Raw genomic sequence first — 13,169 nt, 5'->3', positions numbered from 1 at the left:
CTCACAGCCTGAACATTTTTTAATAGCCGAAAGCCGGTGCTTAATCATACTGTTCAATAGTACATGTAAGTATCTTATGTTCATCTGGTGTTTGTGATGAATTTAAATAACTAACAAAAATAGTCGTTGAAGGAGTTAATCATGCATAACGAAAGTTCTAAAGATGCTCGGATGCTTGCAGGTATTCCAGAAAAAATGCGTGCAGTTGTTGCCTATGGACCGGGAGATTATCGGCTTGAGATAGTCCCGGTTCCAACCATTGATGCTAAAGAGATTTTGGTTAAGGTTGAAGGTTGCGGTATCTGTGCCGGGGATACCAAAGCTTTTAGCGGTGCCCCCAGTTTCTGGGGCGATGATAAACAGCCTCCTTATATCAAAGCTCCGATGATCCCCGGTCATGAGTTTATCGGTCACGTTGTTGGCTTGGGGCTTGAAGTTGAAGGGTTTAAGTTAGGCGATCGGGTGACCTCTGAACAAATCGTTCCTTGCTGGGAGTGCCGGTTCTGCAATCGTGGTCAGTACTGGATGTGTGAAAAACATGATCTCTACGGTTTCCAGCACAACGTTAATGGCGCGATGGCTGAATACATGAAATTCACCAAAGAGGCGATTAATTACCGCGTTCCGGACGATCTTCCACTGGAAAAAGCCATTCTGATCGAACCCTATGCGTGTTCTTTTCACGCCGTGCAGCGCGCGAATATCAAACTCGGTGATGTGGTGGTTCTTGCCGGTGCGGGGACGTTAGGGTTGGGGATGGTGGGGGCCATCAAAAAGTCAGGTCCCGGTAAACTTATCGTCTTAGACCTGTCTGATGATCGCCTGGCACTGGCGAAGGAGTTTGGTGCTGATTTGGTGCTTAATCCAGCCAAGGATGACGTAATTTCCATTATTAAAGAAATGACCGATGGCTATGGCTGCGATATCTACATTGAGGCTACTGGAGCACAAAAGGCGGTAGAGCAAGGATTAACGTTGCTCCGCAAGTTGGGCACTTTTGTTGAGTTCTCGGTATTTAAAGAGCCGGTGACTGTCGACTGGAGCATCATCAGTGACCGCAAAGAACTGGATATTCTGGGGTCACATCTTGGGCCTTATTGCTACCCATTGGTGATTGAAGGTATCCGTAACGGTGACCTGCCTACCGAAGGCGTCGTGACGCATATTCTGCCGCTGGAGAGATTTGCCGAAGGTTTTGATCTGGTCACAAAAGGTATCGGTTCACTTAAAGTCGTTCTCGATCCCAATCTGAGGTAATCAGCGTGTCTGCTTTTGAATCGGGTGGTACGCATCCGCCTGATTCGACGTCATTAGGGTGGATGCTGATAAATAACCTCGATGAATAAGACAGATATAAATTGATATTAATCATTGCGTTATTATCAAACCATAGGTGATGCACCATGTTAAACATGTTGGTTAAAAGGATAGGGCTGCCTAAGAAAATATTATTAGGTTATATCGGCGTACTGATATTTATGGCCGGAGAAGGTCTGGAGCAAAGTTGGCTATCCGATTTCATTATTCAGCGTGGTCTGACAGTTGAAGAGTCTGGTCTGATGTTCAGTGTGTACGGCTTTGCTGTTGCTATTGCTGCATGGCTTTCCGGCGTATTGGCGGAAATGTTTACCGCTAAAAAAGTGATGGCCGCCGGTGTGGTTATTTTCTTGATAGGTTCAGTGCTGTTTTTATCGGTCGGCTTACCCAGTAATAACCTGTCAATTATGGTTCCGACCTATGCGTTACGTGGGCTTGGCTATCCTTTATTCTCTTATGGTTTTTTAGTCTGGATTGCCTATGAAGCGCCGAAAGCCAAGCTGGGCTCGGCGGTGGGTATTTTCTGGTTTGTATTTACCGGTGGCTTAAGCGTTCTTGGTGTGTTCTACGCCAGTATTGCACTGCCGTTGTTAGGTGAAGTGAATACGCTGTGGAGTGGTATTGTTTTTGTGTTGATCGGGGCAGTTATCGGCCTGATGTTGAGCAAAGACAGCAACGTCACTGCGCTAACGGATGGCCCACCTAAAACCTTCTCTTATCTGTTCAAAGGGGTATCGATAGCCTTTGAAAATTACAAAATCGGGTTGGGTGGCATAGTTCGTACCATCAACCTGTCATTCGCTTTTGGTTTGATCGTTTTTCTCCCGACTTATCTACAGGACGTTATTGGTTTTACCCGTGACCAATGGTTGTCTATTTATGCCTTTATGTGGACCGTCAATATTGTCTTCAACTTATTGTCCGGGGTGATCAGCGACCGGTGTGGCTGGACTAATACGGTTATGTGGTTCGGTTGTGTGGGCAGCGCCATCTGTGTCCTGTTGCTTTATTACGTCCCGACCTACTTTGGTGTTGAAGGTTATCGCTATACCCTGCTGGCTGCGGGTGCTCTGGGCGCATGTTTTGCCGGATTCGTTCCCTTGTCAGCCATTATGCCAAGCCTTGCGCCAAATGATAAAGGTGCTGCTATGTCGGTGTTGAACCTTGGTGCCGGGCTTTGTGCCTTCGTCGGGCCACTGATCGTCACTCTCTTTATCACTCCTTTAGGCATTGAAGGCATCATTTGGTTGTTCTCTGGGCTATACATTCTCGCCGCCATTCTGATGAGGTTTGTCACCTTGCCGGTAGCTAGCCCTGATGAGTTATTGAAAGAACATGATCAGGCTTATGAGGTTAAGGAAACGCTGTAATCCAGGGGGTTATCGCCCGATAAATATTGATAGCCAGAGAGTGACTGAAAAGGAACTTAAAACATGAAAAGTGAATATAACGGGTTCAGTGTTGATTTTTCTCTGCAAGGTAAAGTTGCCGCAATTACTGGCGGGGCGGCGGGTATCGGTTACGCCATTGCCGAGCTCTATCTGGCTAAGGGGGCGAAAGTCATCCTGATTGATCGCGCCGATAACGTCGCCGAGGTAGCAAAGCAGTTAGATGGCGAGAATGCGAGTGGATTGCATTGTGATGTCAGTGATAGCCAATCAGTTAAGAAGGTGGTCGCCAAGGCCATTAATACCTTTTGTCAGTTAGACATTTTGGTCAATTGTGCCGGGATTGTGGCGCTGGATCCGGCAGAAAAGGTGAGCGAGCAAGATTGGGATAGGACTATCGATGTCAATCTGAAAGGTGTTTTCCTCATGAGCCAGGAAGTGGGGAAACATTTCATTGCACAGGGTCATGGCAAAATCGTTAATTTGGCCTCTCAGGCTGGGATTGTCGCGTTACACAACCACTTGTCCTATTGCACCAGTAAAGCTGGGGTTATCGGCATGACTAAAGTGCTGGCGTTAGAGTGGGGGCCGTTAGGCATACAAGTTAATGCTATTTCACCAACCGTGGTATTAACCGCGTTGGGTCAGAAGGCTTGGTCAGGTCAGGTGGCTGAAGAGATGAAACTGAAAATTCCTACCCGCCGTTTTGCCGATCCAGCCGAAGTGGCTGCCTGTGCATTGTTCCTGGCCAGTGACGCGGCCAACATGATAACCGGTGCAAATATGGTGATTGATGGTGGGTATACCATCCAATAGTTCTCGACGAGTCATATCGTGTTGCATCAGGATTTCTATCTATTTTCTATTCCAAGGAGATTGTCATGAATAGAATTATTAATGACCCCGACCACGTTGTTGAAGATGCTATCAAAGGCTATCTGGCGGCTTACCCGCACTTCTTTGCTAAAACGGATCATGAGAAAGTGTTGAAACACCCCGAGGCTCCCTATAAAGGGAAGGTTGGTGTTGTCACCGGGGGAGGGTCTGGCCATGAGCCGGCATTTTTAGGCTATATCGGTAAAAATATGCTGGATGCTGTCGCTATTGGTGAGATTTTCTCCTCACCCGCTGCCGGCGCATTTTTAGCTGCATTTAAAGCCGCTGATGGTGGTGCGGGCGTGGCTTGTCTGTACGGTAATTATGCCGGGGACAATATGAACGTCAAAATGGCGACCAAAAAAGCTGAAGCTCTGGGGATAAAGGTCAGAACTGTCGTCGCCAATGATGATGTGGCCTCTGCACCAGTGGCAGAAAAAGAGAAACGCCGTGGGGTGGCCGGTGAAATTTTCATGTGGAAAGTAGGTGCGGCGGCGGCAGCTCAAAATTATGGATTAGACGCGGTTATCGATGTCGCGCAAAAAGCGATTGATAACTGCCGTTCGGTGGGCGTGGGCTTAACTTCATGTACCATTCCGGCGGTGGGTAAACCTAATTTCCATATTGAAAATGGCATGATGGAAGTGGGAATTGGTCATCATGGTGAGCCGGGCATTCGGGTTGAGCCATTACAACGTGCGGATCAGATTGCCAAAACCATGGTGGATATCGTGGTCGGTGATAGGCCTTTTGTTAAAGGCGATAATGTGGCTGTTTTGATCTCCGGTTTAGGGGCAACCCCTGCCGTTGAGTTGTATATCTATTATGCTGAAGTGGCCAAATTATTAGCGGAAAAGGGGATAAAAATTTATCGCCCTTATATTGGTCATTATTTTACTTCTTTGGACATGATGGGGGTCACGCTGACATTAATGAAACTGGACGATGAATTAAAGAATTTGATTGACGTACCCACTCATTCATTAGGCTTAACGCAGGTGGAGTAAGGGATGATGAACGTATTTTGTATCAAAGACGGCACCCCGATTGTTGAAGACTTGGTGGCGACAATTATCGCCAATCGAGATTATCTGAGTGAGATAGATGGCGCTATTGGTGATGGTGACCACGGTATTAATATGGCCAAAGGCTTCAATATTTGTGCCGATAATATAAAAGGTAAAAATCTGACGGTGTCTGAGGCGCTGGATGTGCTGTCTGATTCTTTGATGGAAGGTATTGGTGGTTCGATGGGGCCGCTTTATGGCAGCATTTTTATGGGTATGGCGGATAGCGTTCGCCACTGCGATAAAATAGATGCCACTGCATTTAGCGCCATGTTGAGAGGCGGGCTTTCCTGCTTGCAGGATGTCAGCGATGCCGGTGTGGGGGATAAATGCATTATGGATACGCTAATTCCGACGGTCGAAGCCTTTGAACTGGCGCAGCAACAGAATAAATCTTTCGTTGAGTCACTTCATCTTATGAAAAGTGCTGCGCATACCGGACGCGACTCTACCGTTGATTTAGTCGCCAGGATTGGCCGGGCAAGTCGTTTGGGTGAGCGTTCTCGGGGGGTTTTAGATGCGGGCGCAACATCATGTTGTTTAATATTGAGCCAATTGGCTGATTCGGTAGAGCAACGGTTGATATCGTGAAAATCTGGACAGAACACGGAACCCAGAGACTGCGGTCAGCAGAGATGCTGGCCGCAGATCCTTCACGCCCAGCTCAGGGTTGATGCTGGATCATTTTCAAAATAGTGCGCGCATTTGATGCGCTGGTGGCAATAATATCAATCGCACCGGTGCGTAAGGCACCCAGAATAGCCAATGCTTTGGTACTTTCAGCGGCGATAGCGATAACGCAAGGGATCTGGCGCAATTCTTGGGTACTGATACCGATAACCCGATCGTTCATTACGGTATTGGCTGGCTGACCTTGGGCGTCAAAAAAATCGTACCCTGCGATTTCACCGGTCACACCTTGATGCAGACTGGCATCGACAATTTCTTGCGGTGTGAACCAGCCCAGTTTCACCATATAGCTGTTTTCGTTCATATCACCAATACCGACAAGTGCGATATCGGCCTTTCTGGCTCGGTCGAGCGTTTCTTTGATGGTTCCATTTTGCATAAAGGCTTCTTTTAATGCACGGTTTTCCACATACGCGGGTGCATAAAGGCTTTCACTGGTACCACCAAATTTTTTAGCCAAACGTCGGCTGATATGGTCGGCATTAATGGCGTCACCAGGGCGATGTGTTCCCCCAATGCCACAGATAAATTTACAGTGCTTTTCCGGAACGATACTGACATGGTCGGCGATGGCCGCGATATTACGCCCCTGTCCAACGGCTAATACTGTGTTGTCTTTTAAATTTGTGGCCAGATAGGTGGATACCAACGAGGCCACTTGACGTCGCTGTTCGTCTTCATCTTGATAATCCAACGCAATCAGTGCTCGTTTCAAGCCAAAATGCTCAATAAGTTGCTGTTCAAGGCGGGTGCTAAACACGGGGTGGTAACGTACTGTAATCTCAACAATGCCTTCGGCTTTTGCCCGCTTAAGCAACCGACCCACTTTAATTCTTGAAATACCAAACTTATGTGCAATCTCTTCCTGAGTCATTTCATCTTGGTAATAAGACACGGCAATTTCAGTTAACAATTCATTGTCTGCTGGCATGGTCTGTTTTTCCATCGGTTTTGCCCCGGCAAAATAAGAATCGGTATCTTTGACAGTTCTAACTGAATACATAAAATTCAGAATTATCCTGTCGAATGGGGTGAAATATTAGAACATTTGTTTAATATAGTGAACAGATAAAAATCCGTATCCCTTGGTATATTCCCTTTTTTACGTAGAAAAAGACGCTTGAATGAGAATGGGAGGTTGGAATAGGGTGTTAATTCATTTTATAACTTGTTTTTCTTTTTATTATTCTTGATTTTTTACTCAGAAACACAAACAAAAGCTCACTTAATGATCATCTGTTTTGGCGTATTCGGACGGGACAATACCCGCTAGATTCATTAAATGAAGCGAGCAAAAGTAGAGTTATCATTTGGCCGCTAATCGACCTTAATTACGACTTTATGGCCTATTTCTGTTGCAGAGTGGAGTCCGATGAAAAGTTGTGGGATGATTAGGCAGTTTTTGGGGGGCGGGAATGGGAAAACTTACACTACTATTACTGGTTTTACTTGGCTGGCTACAGTATTCGCTGTGGTTGGGTAAGAATGGTGTTCATGATTTTGTTCGGGTTAAGGATGACGTATCTCTCCAAGAGGTCAATAACAGTAAACTGAAAGCCCGGAACGATCAGCTATTTGCTGAAATTGATGATTTAAACGGTGGTCAAGAGGCGATCGAAGAACGCGCACGTAACGAACTGGGTATGATTAAACTCGGCGAAAATTTCTATCGTCTGGTTCCTGACCAATCCAGACGTAATGCGGGTCTTCCTTCGTCGCAAAATAACGCGCAACAATAAATAATGAATCATTTTGTAGCCTCTATTCCTGACGTTATTGCGCCTGAAGTTATTGCAATAGTACCGGCGGCAGGTATTGGCAGCCGTATGCAGGCTGATTGCCCTAAACAGTATTTAACTGCTGGGGGCAAGACAATCATTGAACATGCGATTCTTTCTTTGCTGAGTCACCCACGGATCCAGCAAATTATCGTGGTGATACATCCTCAGGACGCACAGTTTTCAACGCTACCTATCGCGCAAGACCCTCGTATCAGTATTGTTCACGGTGGTGAACAACGGGCTGATTCCGTAATGGCTGGCTTGCAACATGCAGGGCAGGCCAAATGGGTGCTGGTCCATGATGCAGCTCGCCCCTGTCTGCATCTCGACGATCTGGATAAATTGTTATCGATCATTGGGAATAGCAAAGTCGGGGGTATTTTGGCCGCACCGGTGCGGGATACCATGAAACGTGGTGCAGTTGGCATTCAGGCCATTGCCCATACCGTCGATCGTCAGGACTTGTGGCATGCCCTTACACCTCAACTTTTCCCGCTTGAATTATTAAAAGTGTGCTTATCCCGTGCCCTGCAAGACGGGGCAGTGGTCACCGATGAGGCCTCTGCGCTAGAGCATTGTGGTTATCATCCGATATTAGTTCCTGGCCGTTCGGATAATATCAAAGTGACGCGTCCGGAGGATCTGGCGCTGGCAGCGTTTTATTTAACCCAACGACAATACCCAAAGTAACCGGTGTTGTAGCTAATACGGCTGCGGCTGCAAGTAAGCAGGGTATTATAAGGAGCGCAATTAATGCGAATCGGTCATGGTTTCGATGTTCATAAATTTGGCGGTGAAGGCCCACTGATTATTGGTGGCGTGCGTATCCCCTACGAGCAAGGTTTGTTGGCGCATTCTGATGGTGATGTCGCATTACATGCGGCTACCGATGCACTGTTGGGTGCGGCTGCATTAGGTGATATCGGCAAATTATTCCCCGACACCGATGCGGCATTTAAAGGTGCCGATAGCCGTGGTCTACTGCGTGAAGCTTACCGCCGTATTCTGGCGAAAGGTTACAAATTGGGTAATTTGGATATTACGATTATCGCCCAGGCCCCCAAAATGGCCCCCCACATTCCGCAAATGCGCGTTCATTTGGCGGAAGACCTACAATGTCATATGGATGATATCAATGTAAAAGCCACCACGACTGAGCAGCTTGGTTTTACCGGCCGTGGTGAAGGCATTGCATGTGAAGCGGTGGCACTGTTAGTTAAAGCATCACAAGGCTAAGGCATAAATATGGACATGGAAAATCTAACCTGGCTTCACGGCAAACCCAACGCGAGCGGCATTTTAAAAGCTAATCCGGAAGATTTTGTGGTGGTCGAGGATCTGGGTTTTGAACCGGATGGTGAAGGCGAGCATTTGCTGGTTCGGATCCGCAAAAATGGCTGTAATACCCAGTTTGTCGCTGACTATCTGGCGCGCTTTGCCAAGATTCATCCGCGCCTGGTGAGTTATGCGGGCTTGAAAGATCGTCATGCCGTCACTGAGCAGTGGTTCTGTTTACACCTGCCGGGCAAAGAAGCACCGGATCTCGCCACCTTCGAACTGGAAGGGTGTGAAGTGCTGGAGTCTGTGCGCCAGAAAAGAAAGCTGCGTATCGGCTCACTGAAAGGCAATGCCTTTACCTTGGTGTTGCGCCACATAACGGCGCGTCAGGACGTAGAACAACGATTGCAGCAGATAGCGGCAGATGGCGTGCCTAACTATTTTGGTAGCCAGCGCTTTGGCCGTGGTGGCAACAATCTAGTGCAGGCTCGCTTGTGGGCCAATAACGAAATCCGGGTCAAAGAGCGCAGTAAACGCAGCTTTTACCTGTCAGCCAGCCGTAGCGCAATGTTCAACCTGATTAGCAGCCATCGTTTGGCACAACAGCAAGCCACTACGGTACTGGAAGGCGATGCCTTGCAGCTATCGGGTCGCGGTAGCTGGTTTGTCGCCGTAGCCGATGAATTAGCCGCGTTACAGCAGCGTGTTGATGCTGGTGAACTGAATATTACTGCTCCGCTACCGGGTGATGGTGAGTTGGGAACTCAGGGCGAGGCACTGGCTTTCGAACTGGCATGTTTGGCGGATCAAACCGATTTACTGGCTTTGATTAAGCGTGAACGTGTGGAAGGGGTACGGCGGGCTGTGCTGCTGAAACCACAGAATATGGCGTGGAATTGGTGGGATGATGTGACCCTTGAACTCTGCTTTTGGTTACCCGCCGGTAGCTTCGCCACCAGTGTGGTACGGGAAATCATGAATCAGGATAATGCTGATGCTGCGGATCTTGCTGAGTAATGACGATGGTATTTCTGCACCGGGCATACAAGTGCTGGCGGGGGCATTGCGCGAGTTCGCACAGGTACAAATCGTTGCTCCAGACCGTAATCGCAGTGGTTCTTCCAATGCATTGACATTGGATAGCGCATTGCGCATCACCACATTATCCAATGATGATATCGCCGTACAGCAAGGGACACCGACAGATTGTGTCTATTTGGGCGTCAATGCGTTAATGCGCCCCCGGCCCGACATTGTGGTTTCTGGTATCAATGCTGGCCCGAATCTGGGTGATGACGTTATCTATTCGGGGACGGTGGCGGCAGCCATGGAGGGGCGGCATCTCGGTTTCCCTGCCTTGGCCGTCTCGCTTAATGGTCATCAGCATTATGATACGGCAGCGGCGATAACTTGCCGTATATTAAGGGCGTTACACCATAAACCGTTGCGTACAGGTAAAATACTGAATATTAATGTACCTGATTTACCTTTATCTGAGATTAAAGGTATGCGGGTAACACGTTGTGGTAGCCGCCATCCGGCAGAGCAGGTATTTTGTCAGCAGGATCCTCGAGGGCAGGATCTTTATTGGATTGGGCCCCCAGGAGAGAAGTTTGATGTCGCGCCGGACACTGATTTTGCTGCGGTAGAGCTTGGTTATGTTTCTATAACGCCACTTCAGGTCGATTTAACTACTTATGCGGCGCAAGATGTGGTTGAAAACTGGTTAGCCAACATTACGGGTTAGCCAACATTGAGGTTGACGGGGAATGGTAAATAAACGCATGCAGACATTGTTGATGCAGTTACGTCAGCAAGGTATTCAGAACGAACGCTTGTTACAGGCGATCGAAGCGGTGCCGCGCGAGCGTTTTGTTGATGAAGCGTTGGCCCATAAGGCCTATGAGAACACAGCTCTGCCTATAGGTTCAGGGCAAACTATCTCTCAGCCTTATATGGTGGCGCGGATGACAGAGTTGTTGCAATTGACACCGACTTCTCGGGTATTAGAGATCGGTACCGGTTCTGGGTATCAGACCGCTATTTTGGCGCATTTAGTCGAACATGTATGTTCAGTCGAACGAATCAAAGGGCTACAGTGGCAGGCAAAACGTCGCCTGAAACAGCTGGATCTGCATAATGTCTCGACCCGCCATGGTGATGGTTGGCTCGGTTGGGCATCACGCGGGCTATTTGATGCGATCATTGTGACAGCGGCTCCGCCCGAAATTCCGAGTGCGTTACTTGAGCAATTGGATGAGGGGGGAATATTGGTTCTTCCGGTTGGGGAACAGGCTCAAACATTGAAATGTGTGCAGCGTCGTAACAATGAATTCCAGATTGAGACTGTAGAGGCCGTGCGTTTTGTTCCTTTGGTTAAAGGCGAGTTGGCCTGAATAAATGTCGTTATTTCAGCCCTCATCTTGCACTACATCAGAGAAACGATAGTTTGTGCCAAAGATCGACCCAAAATCAGTAACATAAATTTTATGGTATGGCAGGCGTGGTATTGATAGCATGCGCGCATCTGTATTGAATATATCGCTTATTATTGCTGTCATGGGGGAAGCATGAGCACGGGAAGCCCAATGATTACATTACGCCGGGTAGCGGCATGTACGGTTATGAGTTTGTGGTTGGTTGGTTGTAGCAATGATAATTCAACATCTGCGCCAATCAGCAGTGTCGGTGGTGATCGTTCAGGTACCATGCTAAGTGGATCGGATACCAACAGTTCGGGTAACCGAATGGTTTATAACCGTAGTTATGACAATATTCCCAAGGGAAGTTACAACGGTAATACTTATACCGTTAAGCGTGGTGACACGCTGTTTTATATCGCCTGGATAACCGGGAATGACTTCCGTGATCTGGCAGCAAAAAACAATATTGCTGAACCATATAGCCTGAATGTGGGGCAATCTATCCAGTTGGGTAATGGAACTGGCGGTGGGATGTTAGCTGCGACCGATGCCACATCAGGTGGAATCGCAAAACCGCCGGCAAATATTCAGAACACAACTACAACGGTTGATTCTCAATCAACTAGCGCGTATTCTGGAAGCTCGGGTAAACAGAATGTTGGTAAAATGTTACCAGCGTCAGGCGCTGTTGTCGCTACAACCGCACCTGTTATCGCGCCAAGCAGTCCCATCAGTGAGCCAACCAGTAATGGTGGTCCAGTCAGTAGCTGGAAGTGGCCAACTGAAGGTAAAACGAGCGATAGTTTCTCTGCTTCCGAAGGGGGCAATAAAGGGATTGATATCGCCGGTTCTCGTGGGCAACCAATTTTCGCTACAGCAGATGGGCGAGTTGTGTATGCCGGGAACGCACTGCGGGGTTACGGTAATCTAATCATCATCAAACACAATGATGATTACCTGAGCGCCTACGCTCATAACGATACAATGCTGGTCCGGGAACAACAAGAAGTGAAGGCGGGTCAAAAAATAGCAACCATGGGTAGCACCGGAACCAGTTCAGTTAGATTGCATTTTGAAATTCGTTACAAGGGGAAATCCGTAAACCCGCTGCGTTACCTTCCGCAGCGATAGATTGGGCAGAGTACGTTGTATTCTGTTCGCCGGATTCACGGGTAGGAGCAGCATATGAGCCAAAATACGCTGAAAGTTAACGAGTTACATGAAGATGCTGATTTTGATGAAAACAGTACGGAAACTGAAATTTTCGATGAAAAAGCATCAGTAGACGATGAACCCACCGAAAGCGAGTTAGCAGAAGATGAGCTGTTGGCGCAAGGTGTTACCCAGCGGGTGCTGGATGCGACACAGCTCTACCTTGGTGAGATTGGTTATTCACCACTGTTAACCGCAGAAGAAGAAGTTTATTTTGCCCGACGTGCATTGCGCGGAGATGTATCTTCACGTCGGCGTATGATCGAAAGTAACTTGCGGTTGGTGGTGAAGATCGCTCGCCGTTACAGTAATCGCGGCTTAGCGCTGCTGGATCTGATTGAAGAGGGTAACCTTGGTCTTATCCGTGCGGTGGAAAAGTTTGATCCTGAACGCGGTTTCCGTTTCTCCACTTATGCCACCTGGTGGATCCGTCAGACGATTGAACGGGCAATAATGAATCAAACCCGTACTATTCGTTTACCTATCCATATCGTCAAAGAATTAAACGTTTATCTGCGTACAGCCCGAGAACTTTCCCATAAATTGGATCATGAGCCGAGCGCAGAAGAGATTGCTGAGCAACTCGACAGGCCGGTTGATGACGTGAGCCGTATGTTACGCCTTAACGAACGTATCACGTCTGTTGATACACCTTTAGGCGGCGACTCAGAGAAAGCCTTGTTAGATATTCTGTCTGACGAAAATGAAAATGGTCCGGAAGATACAACGCAAGATGACGATATGAAGCAAAGTATCGTTAAATGGTTGTTTGAATTGAATGCAAAACAGCGTGAAGTACTGGCCCGTCGTTTTGGCTTGTTAGGATATGAAGCGGCAACCCTGGAAGATGTTGGCCGTGAGATTGGTTTGACACGAGAACGTGTCCGCCAGATTCAGGTTGAAGGTTTACGTCGTTTGCGGGAAATTCTGCAAACACAAGGTTTGAGTATTGAAGCCTTGTTCCGCGAATAAAGAGACCCGCTATACTTCGCGTTACATGTGCGTTGGCTGCCTTAATTCACCCCCGGTCACCTACTTAGGTAAGTTTCTGGGGATTTACTCGGTGGTCGCCTTCCTGCAACACGAATTATTTAGGGTATCGACAGTTATCCCTATCAAATAAAAAAGCGGTGAACA

General features: G+C 47.8%; 14 protein-coding genes. 13 read left to right on the top strand and 1 reads right to left on the bottom strand.

Annotated features, from left to right (window positions below; translation table 11 throughout):
• The first annotated feature begins 141 nt into the window (after positions 1-141).
• The 5 genes from AEP37_RS11275 (at position 142) to dhaL (ending at position 5,239) form a co-directional block, all read left to right on the top strand.
• Positions 142-1,257 carry an MDR/zinc-dependent alcohol dehydrogenase-like family protein gene (locus AEP37_RS11275; RefSeq protein ID WP_049613369.1) on the top strand — a complete coding sequence of 372 codons (1,116 nt, stop codon included), beginning with the start codon at positions 142-144 and terminating at the stop codon, positions 1,255-1,257.
• Between the two features lie 146 nt (positions 1,258-1,403).
• Positions 1,404-2,687 carry an MFS transporter gene (locus AEP37_RS11270; RefSeq protein ID WP_049613367.1) on the top strand — a complete coding sequence of 428 codons (1,284 nt, stop codon included), beginning with the start codon at positions 1,404-1,406 and terminating at the stop codon, positions 2,685-2,687.
• Between the two features lie 63 nt (positions 2,688-2,750).
• A complete protein-coding gene (locus AEP37_RS11265) occupies positions 2,751-3,521 on the top strand; it encodes an SDR family oxidoreductase (RefSeq protein WP_049613365.1) in 771 nt (256 codons plus the stop codon).
• A gap of 65 nt (positions 3,522-3,586) precedes the next feature.
• Positions 3,587-4,588: a dihydroxyacetone kinase subunit DhaK gene (locus AEP37_RS11260; RefSeq protein ID WP_049613363.1), complete on the top strand. Its 1,002-nt coding sequence runs from the start codon at positions 3,587-3,589 to the stop codon at positions 4,586-4,588.
• Positions 4,589-4,591: 3 nt separating this feature from the next.
• Positions 4,592-5,239 (top strand): dihydroxyacetone kinase subunit DhaL, encoded by a 648-nt coding sequence (gene dhaL / locus AEP37_RS11255; protein WP_049613361.1) that lies wholly within the window; start codon positions 4,592-4,594, stop codon positions 5,237-5,239.
• Between the two features lie 73 nt (positions 5,240-5,312).
• Here dhaL and AEP37_RS11250 read toward each other — a convergent pair whose 3' ends face one another.
• Positions 5,313-6,284 carry a sugar-binding transcriptional regulator gene (locus tag AEP37_RS11250; RefSeq protein WP_049613434.1) on the bottom strand — a complete coding sequence of 324 codons (972 nt, stop codon included), beginning with the start codon at positions 6,282-6,284 and terminating at the stop codon, positions 5,313-5,315.
• A 469-nt stretch (positions 6,285-6,753) separates the two neighbouring features.
• Here AEP37_RS11250 and ftsB point away from each other — a divergent pair, with 469 nt between their 5' ends.
• The 8 genes from ftsB to rpoS all read left to right on the top strand — a co-directional run bounded on the left by ftsB (position 6,754) and on the right by rpoS (position 13,004).
• Positions 6,754-7,077 (top strand): cell division protein FtsB, encoded by a 324-nt coding sequence (ftsB, locus tag AEP37_RS11245; protein WP_049613359.1) that lies wholly within the window; start codon positions 6,754-6,756, stop codon positions 7,075-7,077.
• A gap of 3 nt (positions 7,078-7,080) precedes the next feature.
• A complete protein-coding gene (gene ispD, locus AEP37_RS11240) occupies positions 7,081-7,809 on the top strand; it encodes a 2-C-methyl-D-erythritol 4-phosphate cytidylyltransferase (RefSeq protein WP_049613357.1) in 729 nt (242 codons plus the stop codon).
• Positions 7,810-7,872: 63 nt separating this feature from the next.
• The gene (ispF, locus tag AEP37_RS11235; RefSeq protein WP_049613356.1) at positions 7,873-8,355 is read left to right on the top strand and encodes a 2-C-methyl-D-erythritol 2,4-cyclodiphosphate synthase; all 483 of its coding nucleotides are present in this window, start codon (positions 7,873-7,875) and stop codon (positions 8,353-8,355) included.
• A 9-nt stretch (positions 8,356-8,364) separates the two neighbouring features.
• Complete coding sequence (gene truD, locus AEP37_RS11230) at positions 8,365-9,414, top strand: tRNA pseudouridine(13) synthase TruD (protein ID WP_049613355.1); 1,050 nt, start codon at positions 8,365-8,367, stop codon at positions 9,412-9,414.
• Positions 9,392-10,144, top strand: coding sequence for a 5'/3'-nucleotidase SurE (gene surE / locus AEP37_RS11225; protein ID WP_049613353.1), 753 nt, complete (start codon positions 9,392-9,394; stop codon positions 10,142-10,144). The genes truD and surE overlap by 23 nt, the downstream gene beginning before the upstream one ends.
• 22 nt (positions 10,145-10,166) lie before the next feature.
• Positions 10,167-10,793 (top strand): protein-L-isoaspartate(D-aspartate) O-methyltransferase, encoded by a 627-nt coding sequence (locus AEP37_RS11220; RefSeq protein WP_049613352.1) that lies wholly within the window; start codon positions 10,167-10,169, stop codon positions 10,791-10,793.
• A 192-nt stretch (positions 10,794-10,985) separates the two neighbouring features.
• Positions 10,986-11,951: a murein hydrolase activator NlpD gene (gene nlpD, locus AEP37_RS11215; protein WP_049613350.1), complete on the top strand. Its 966-nt coding sequence runs from the start codon at positions 10,986-10,988 to the stop codon at positions 11,949-11,951.
• Positions 11,952-12,005: 54 nt separating this feature from the next.
• Positions 12,006-13,004, top strand: a complete 999-nt coding sequence (gene rpoS / locus AEP37_RS11210) for an RNA polymerase sigma factor RpoS (protein ID WP_049613348.1) — start codon at positions 12,006-12,008, stop codon at positions 13,002-13,004.
• Positions 13,005-13,169 lie beyond the last annotated feature (165 nt).

Origin of the sequence: Yersinia pekkanenii, assembly GCF_001152565.1 — a bacterium.
Lineage (GTDB): Bacteria > Pseudomonadota > Gammaproteobacteria > Enterobacterales > Enterobacteriaceae > Yersinia > Yersinia pekkanenii.
This window is presented reverse-complemented; position numbering and strand designations above follow the sequence as displayed.

Excerpts from the sequence above, each read along its gene's own strand:
- AEP37_RS11270 (WP_049613367.1), top strand. The coding sequence starts at position 1,404 with ATGTTAAACATGTTGGTTAAAAGGATAGGGCTGCCTAAGAAAATATTA.
- ispF (WP_049613356.1), top strand. The coding sequence starts at position 7,873 with ATGCGAATCGGTCATGGTTTCGATGTTCATAAATTTGGCGGTGAAGGC.
- ftsB (WP_049613359.1), top strand. The coding sequence starts at position 6,754 with ATGGGAAAACTTACACTACTATTACTGGTTTTACTTGGCTGGCTACAG.
- AEP37_RS11220 (WP_049613352.1), top strand. The coding sequence starts at position 10,167 with ATGGTAAATAAACGCATGCAGACATTGTTGATGCAGTTACGTCAGCAA.
- AEP37_RS11260 (WP_049613363.1), top strand. The coding sequence starts at position 3,587 with ATGAATAGAATTATTAATGACCCCGACCACGTTGTTGAAGATGCTATC.
- nlpD (WP_049613350.1), top strand. The coding sequence starts at position 10,986 with ATGATTACATTACGCCGGGTAGCGGCATGTACGGTTATGAGTTTGTGG.
- AEP37_RS11250 (WP_049613434.1), bottom strand. The coding sequence starts at position 6,284 with ATGGAAAAACAGACCATGCCAGCAGACAATGAATTGTTAACTGAAATT.
- ispD (WP_049613357.1), top strand. The coding sequence starts at position 7,081 with ATGAATCATTTTGTAGCCTCTATTCCTGACGTTATTGCGCCTGAAGTT.
- dhaL (WP_049613361.1), top strand. The coding sequence starts at position 4,592 with ATGATGAACGTATTTTGTATCAAAGACGGCACCCCGATTGTTGAAGAC.
- surE (WP_049613353.1), top strand. The coding sequence starts at position 9,392 with ATGCTGCGGATCTTGCTGAGTAATGACGATGGTATTTCTGCACCGGGC.
- rpoS (WP_049613348.1), top strand. The coding sequence starts at position 12,006 with ATGAGCCAAAATACGCTGAAAGTTAACGAGTTACATGAAGATGCTGAT.
- AEP37_RS11275 (WP_049613369.1), top strand. The coding sequence starts at position 142 with ATGCATAACGAAAGTTCTAAAGATGCTCGGATGCTTGCAGGTATTCCA.
- AEP37_RS11265 (WP_049613365.1), top strand. The coding sequence starts at position 2,751 with ATGAAAAGTGAATATAACGGGTTCAGTGTTGATTTTTCTCTGCAAGGT.
- truD (WP_049613355.1), top strand. The coding sequence starts at position 8,365 with ATGGACATGGAAAATCTAACCTGGCTTCACGGCAAACCCAACGCGAGC.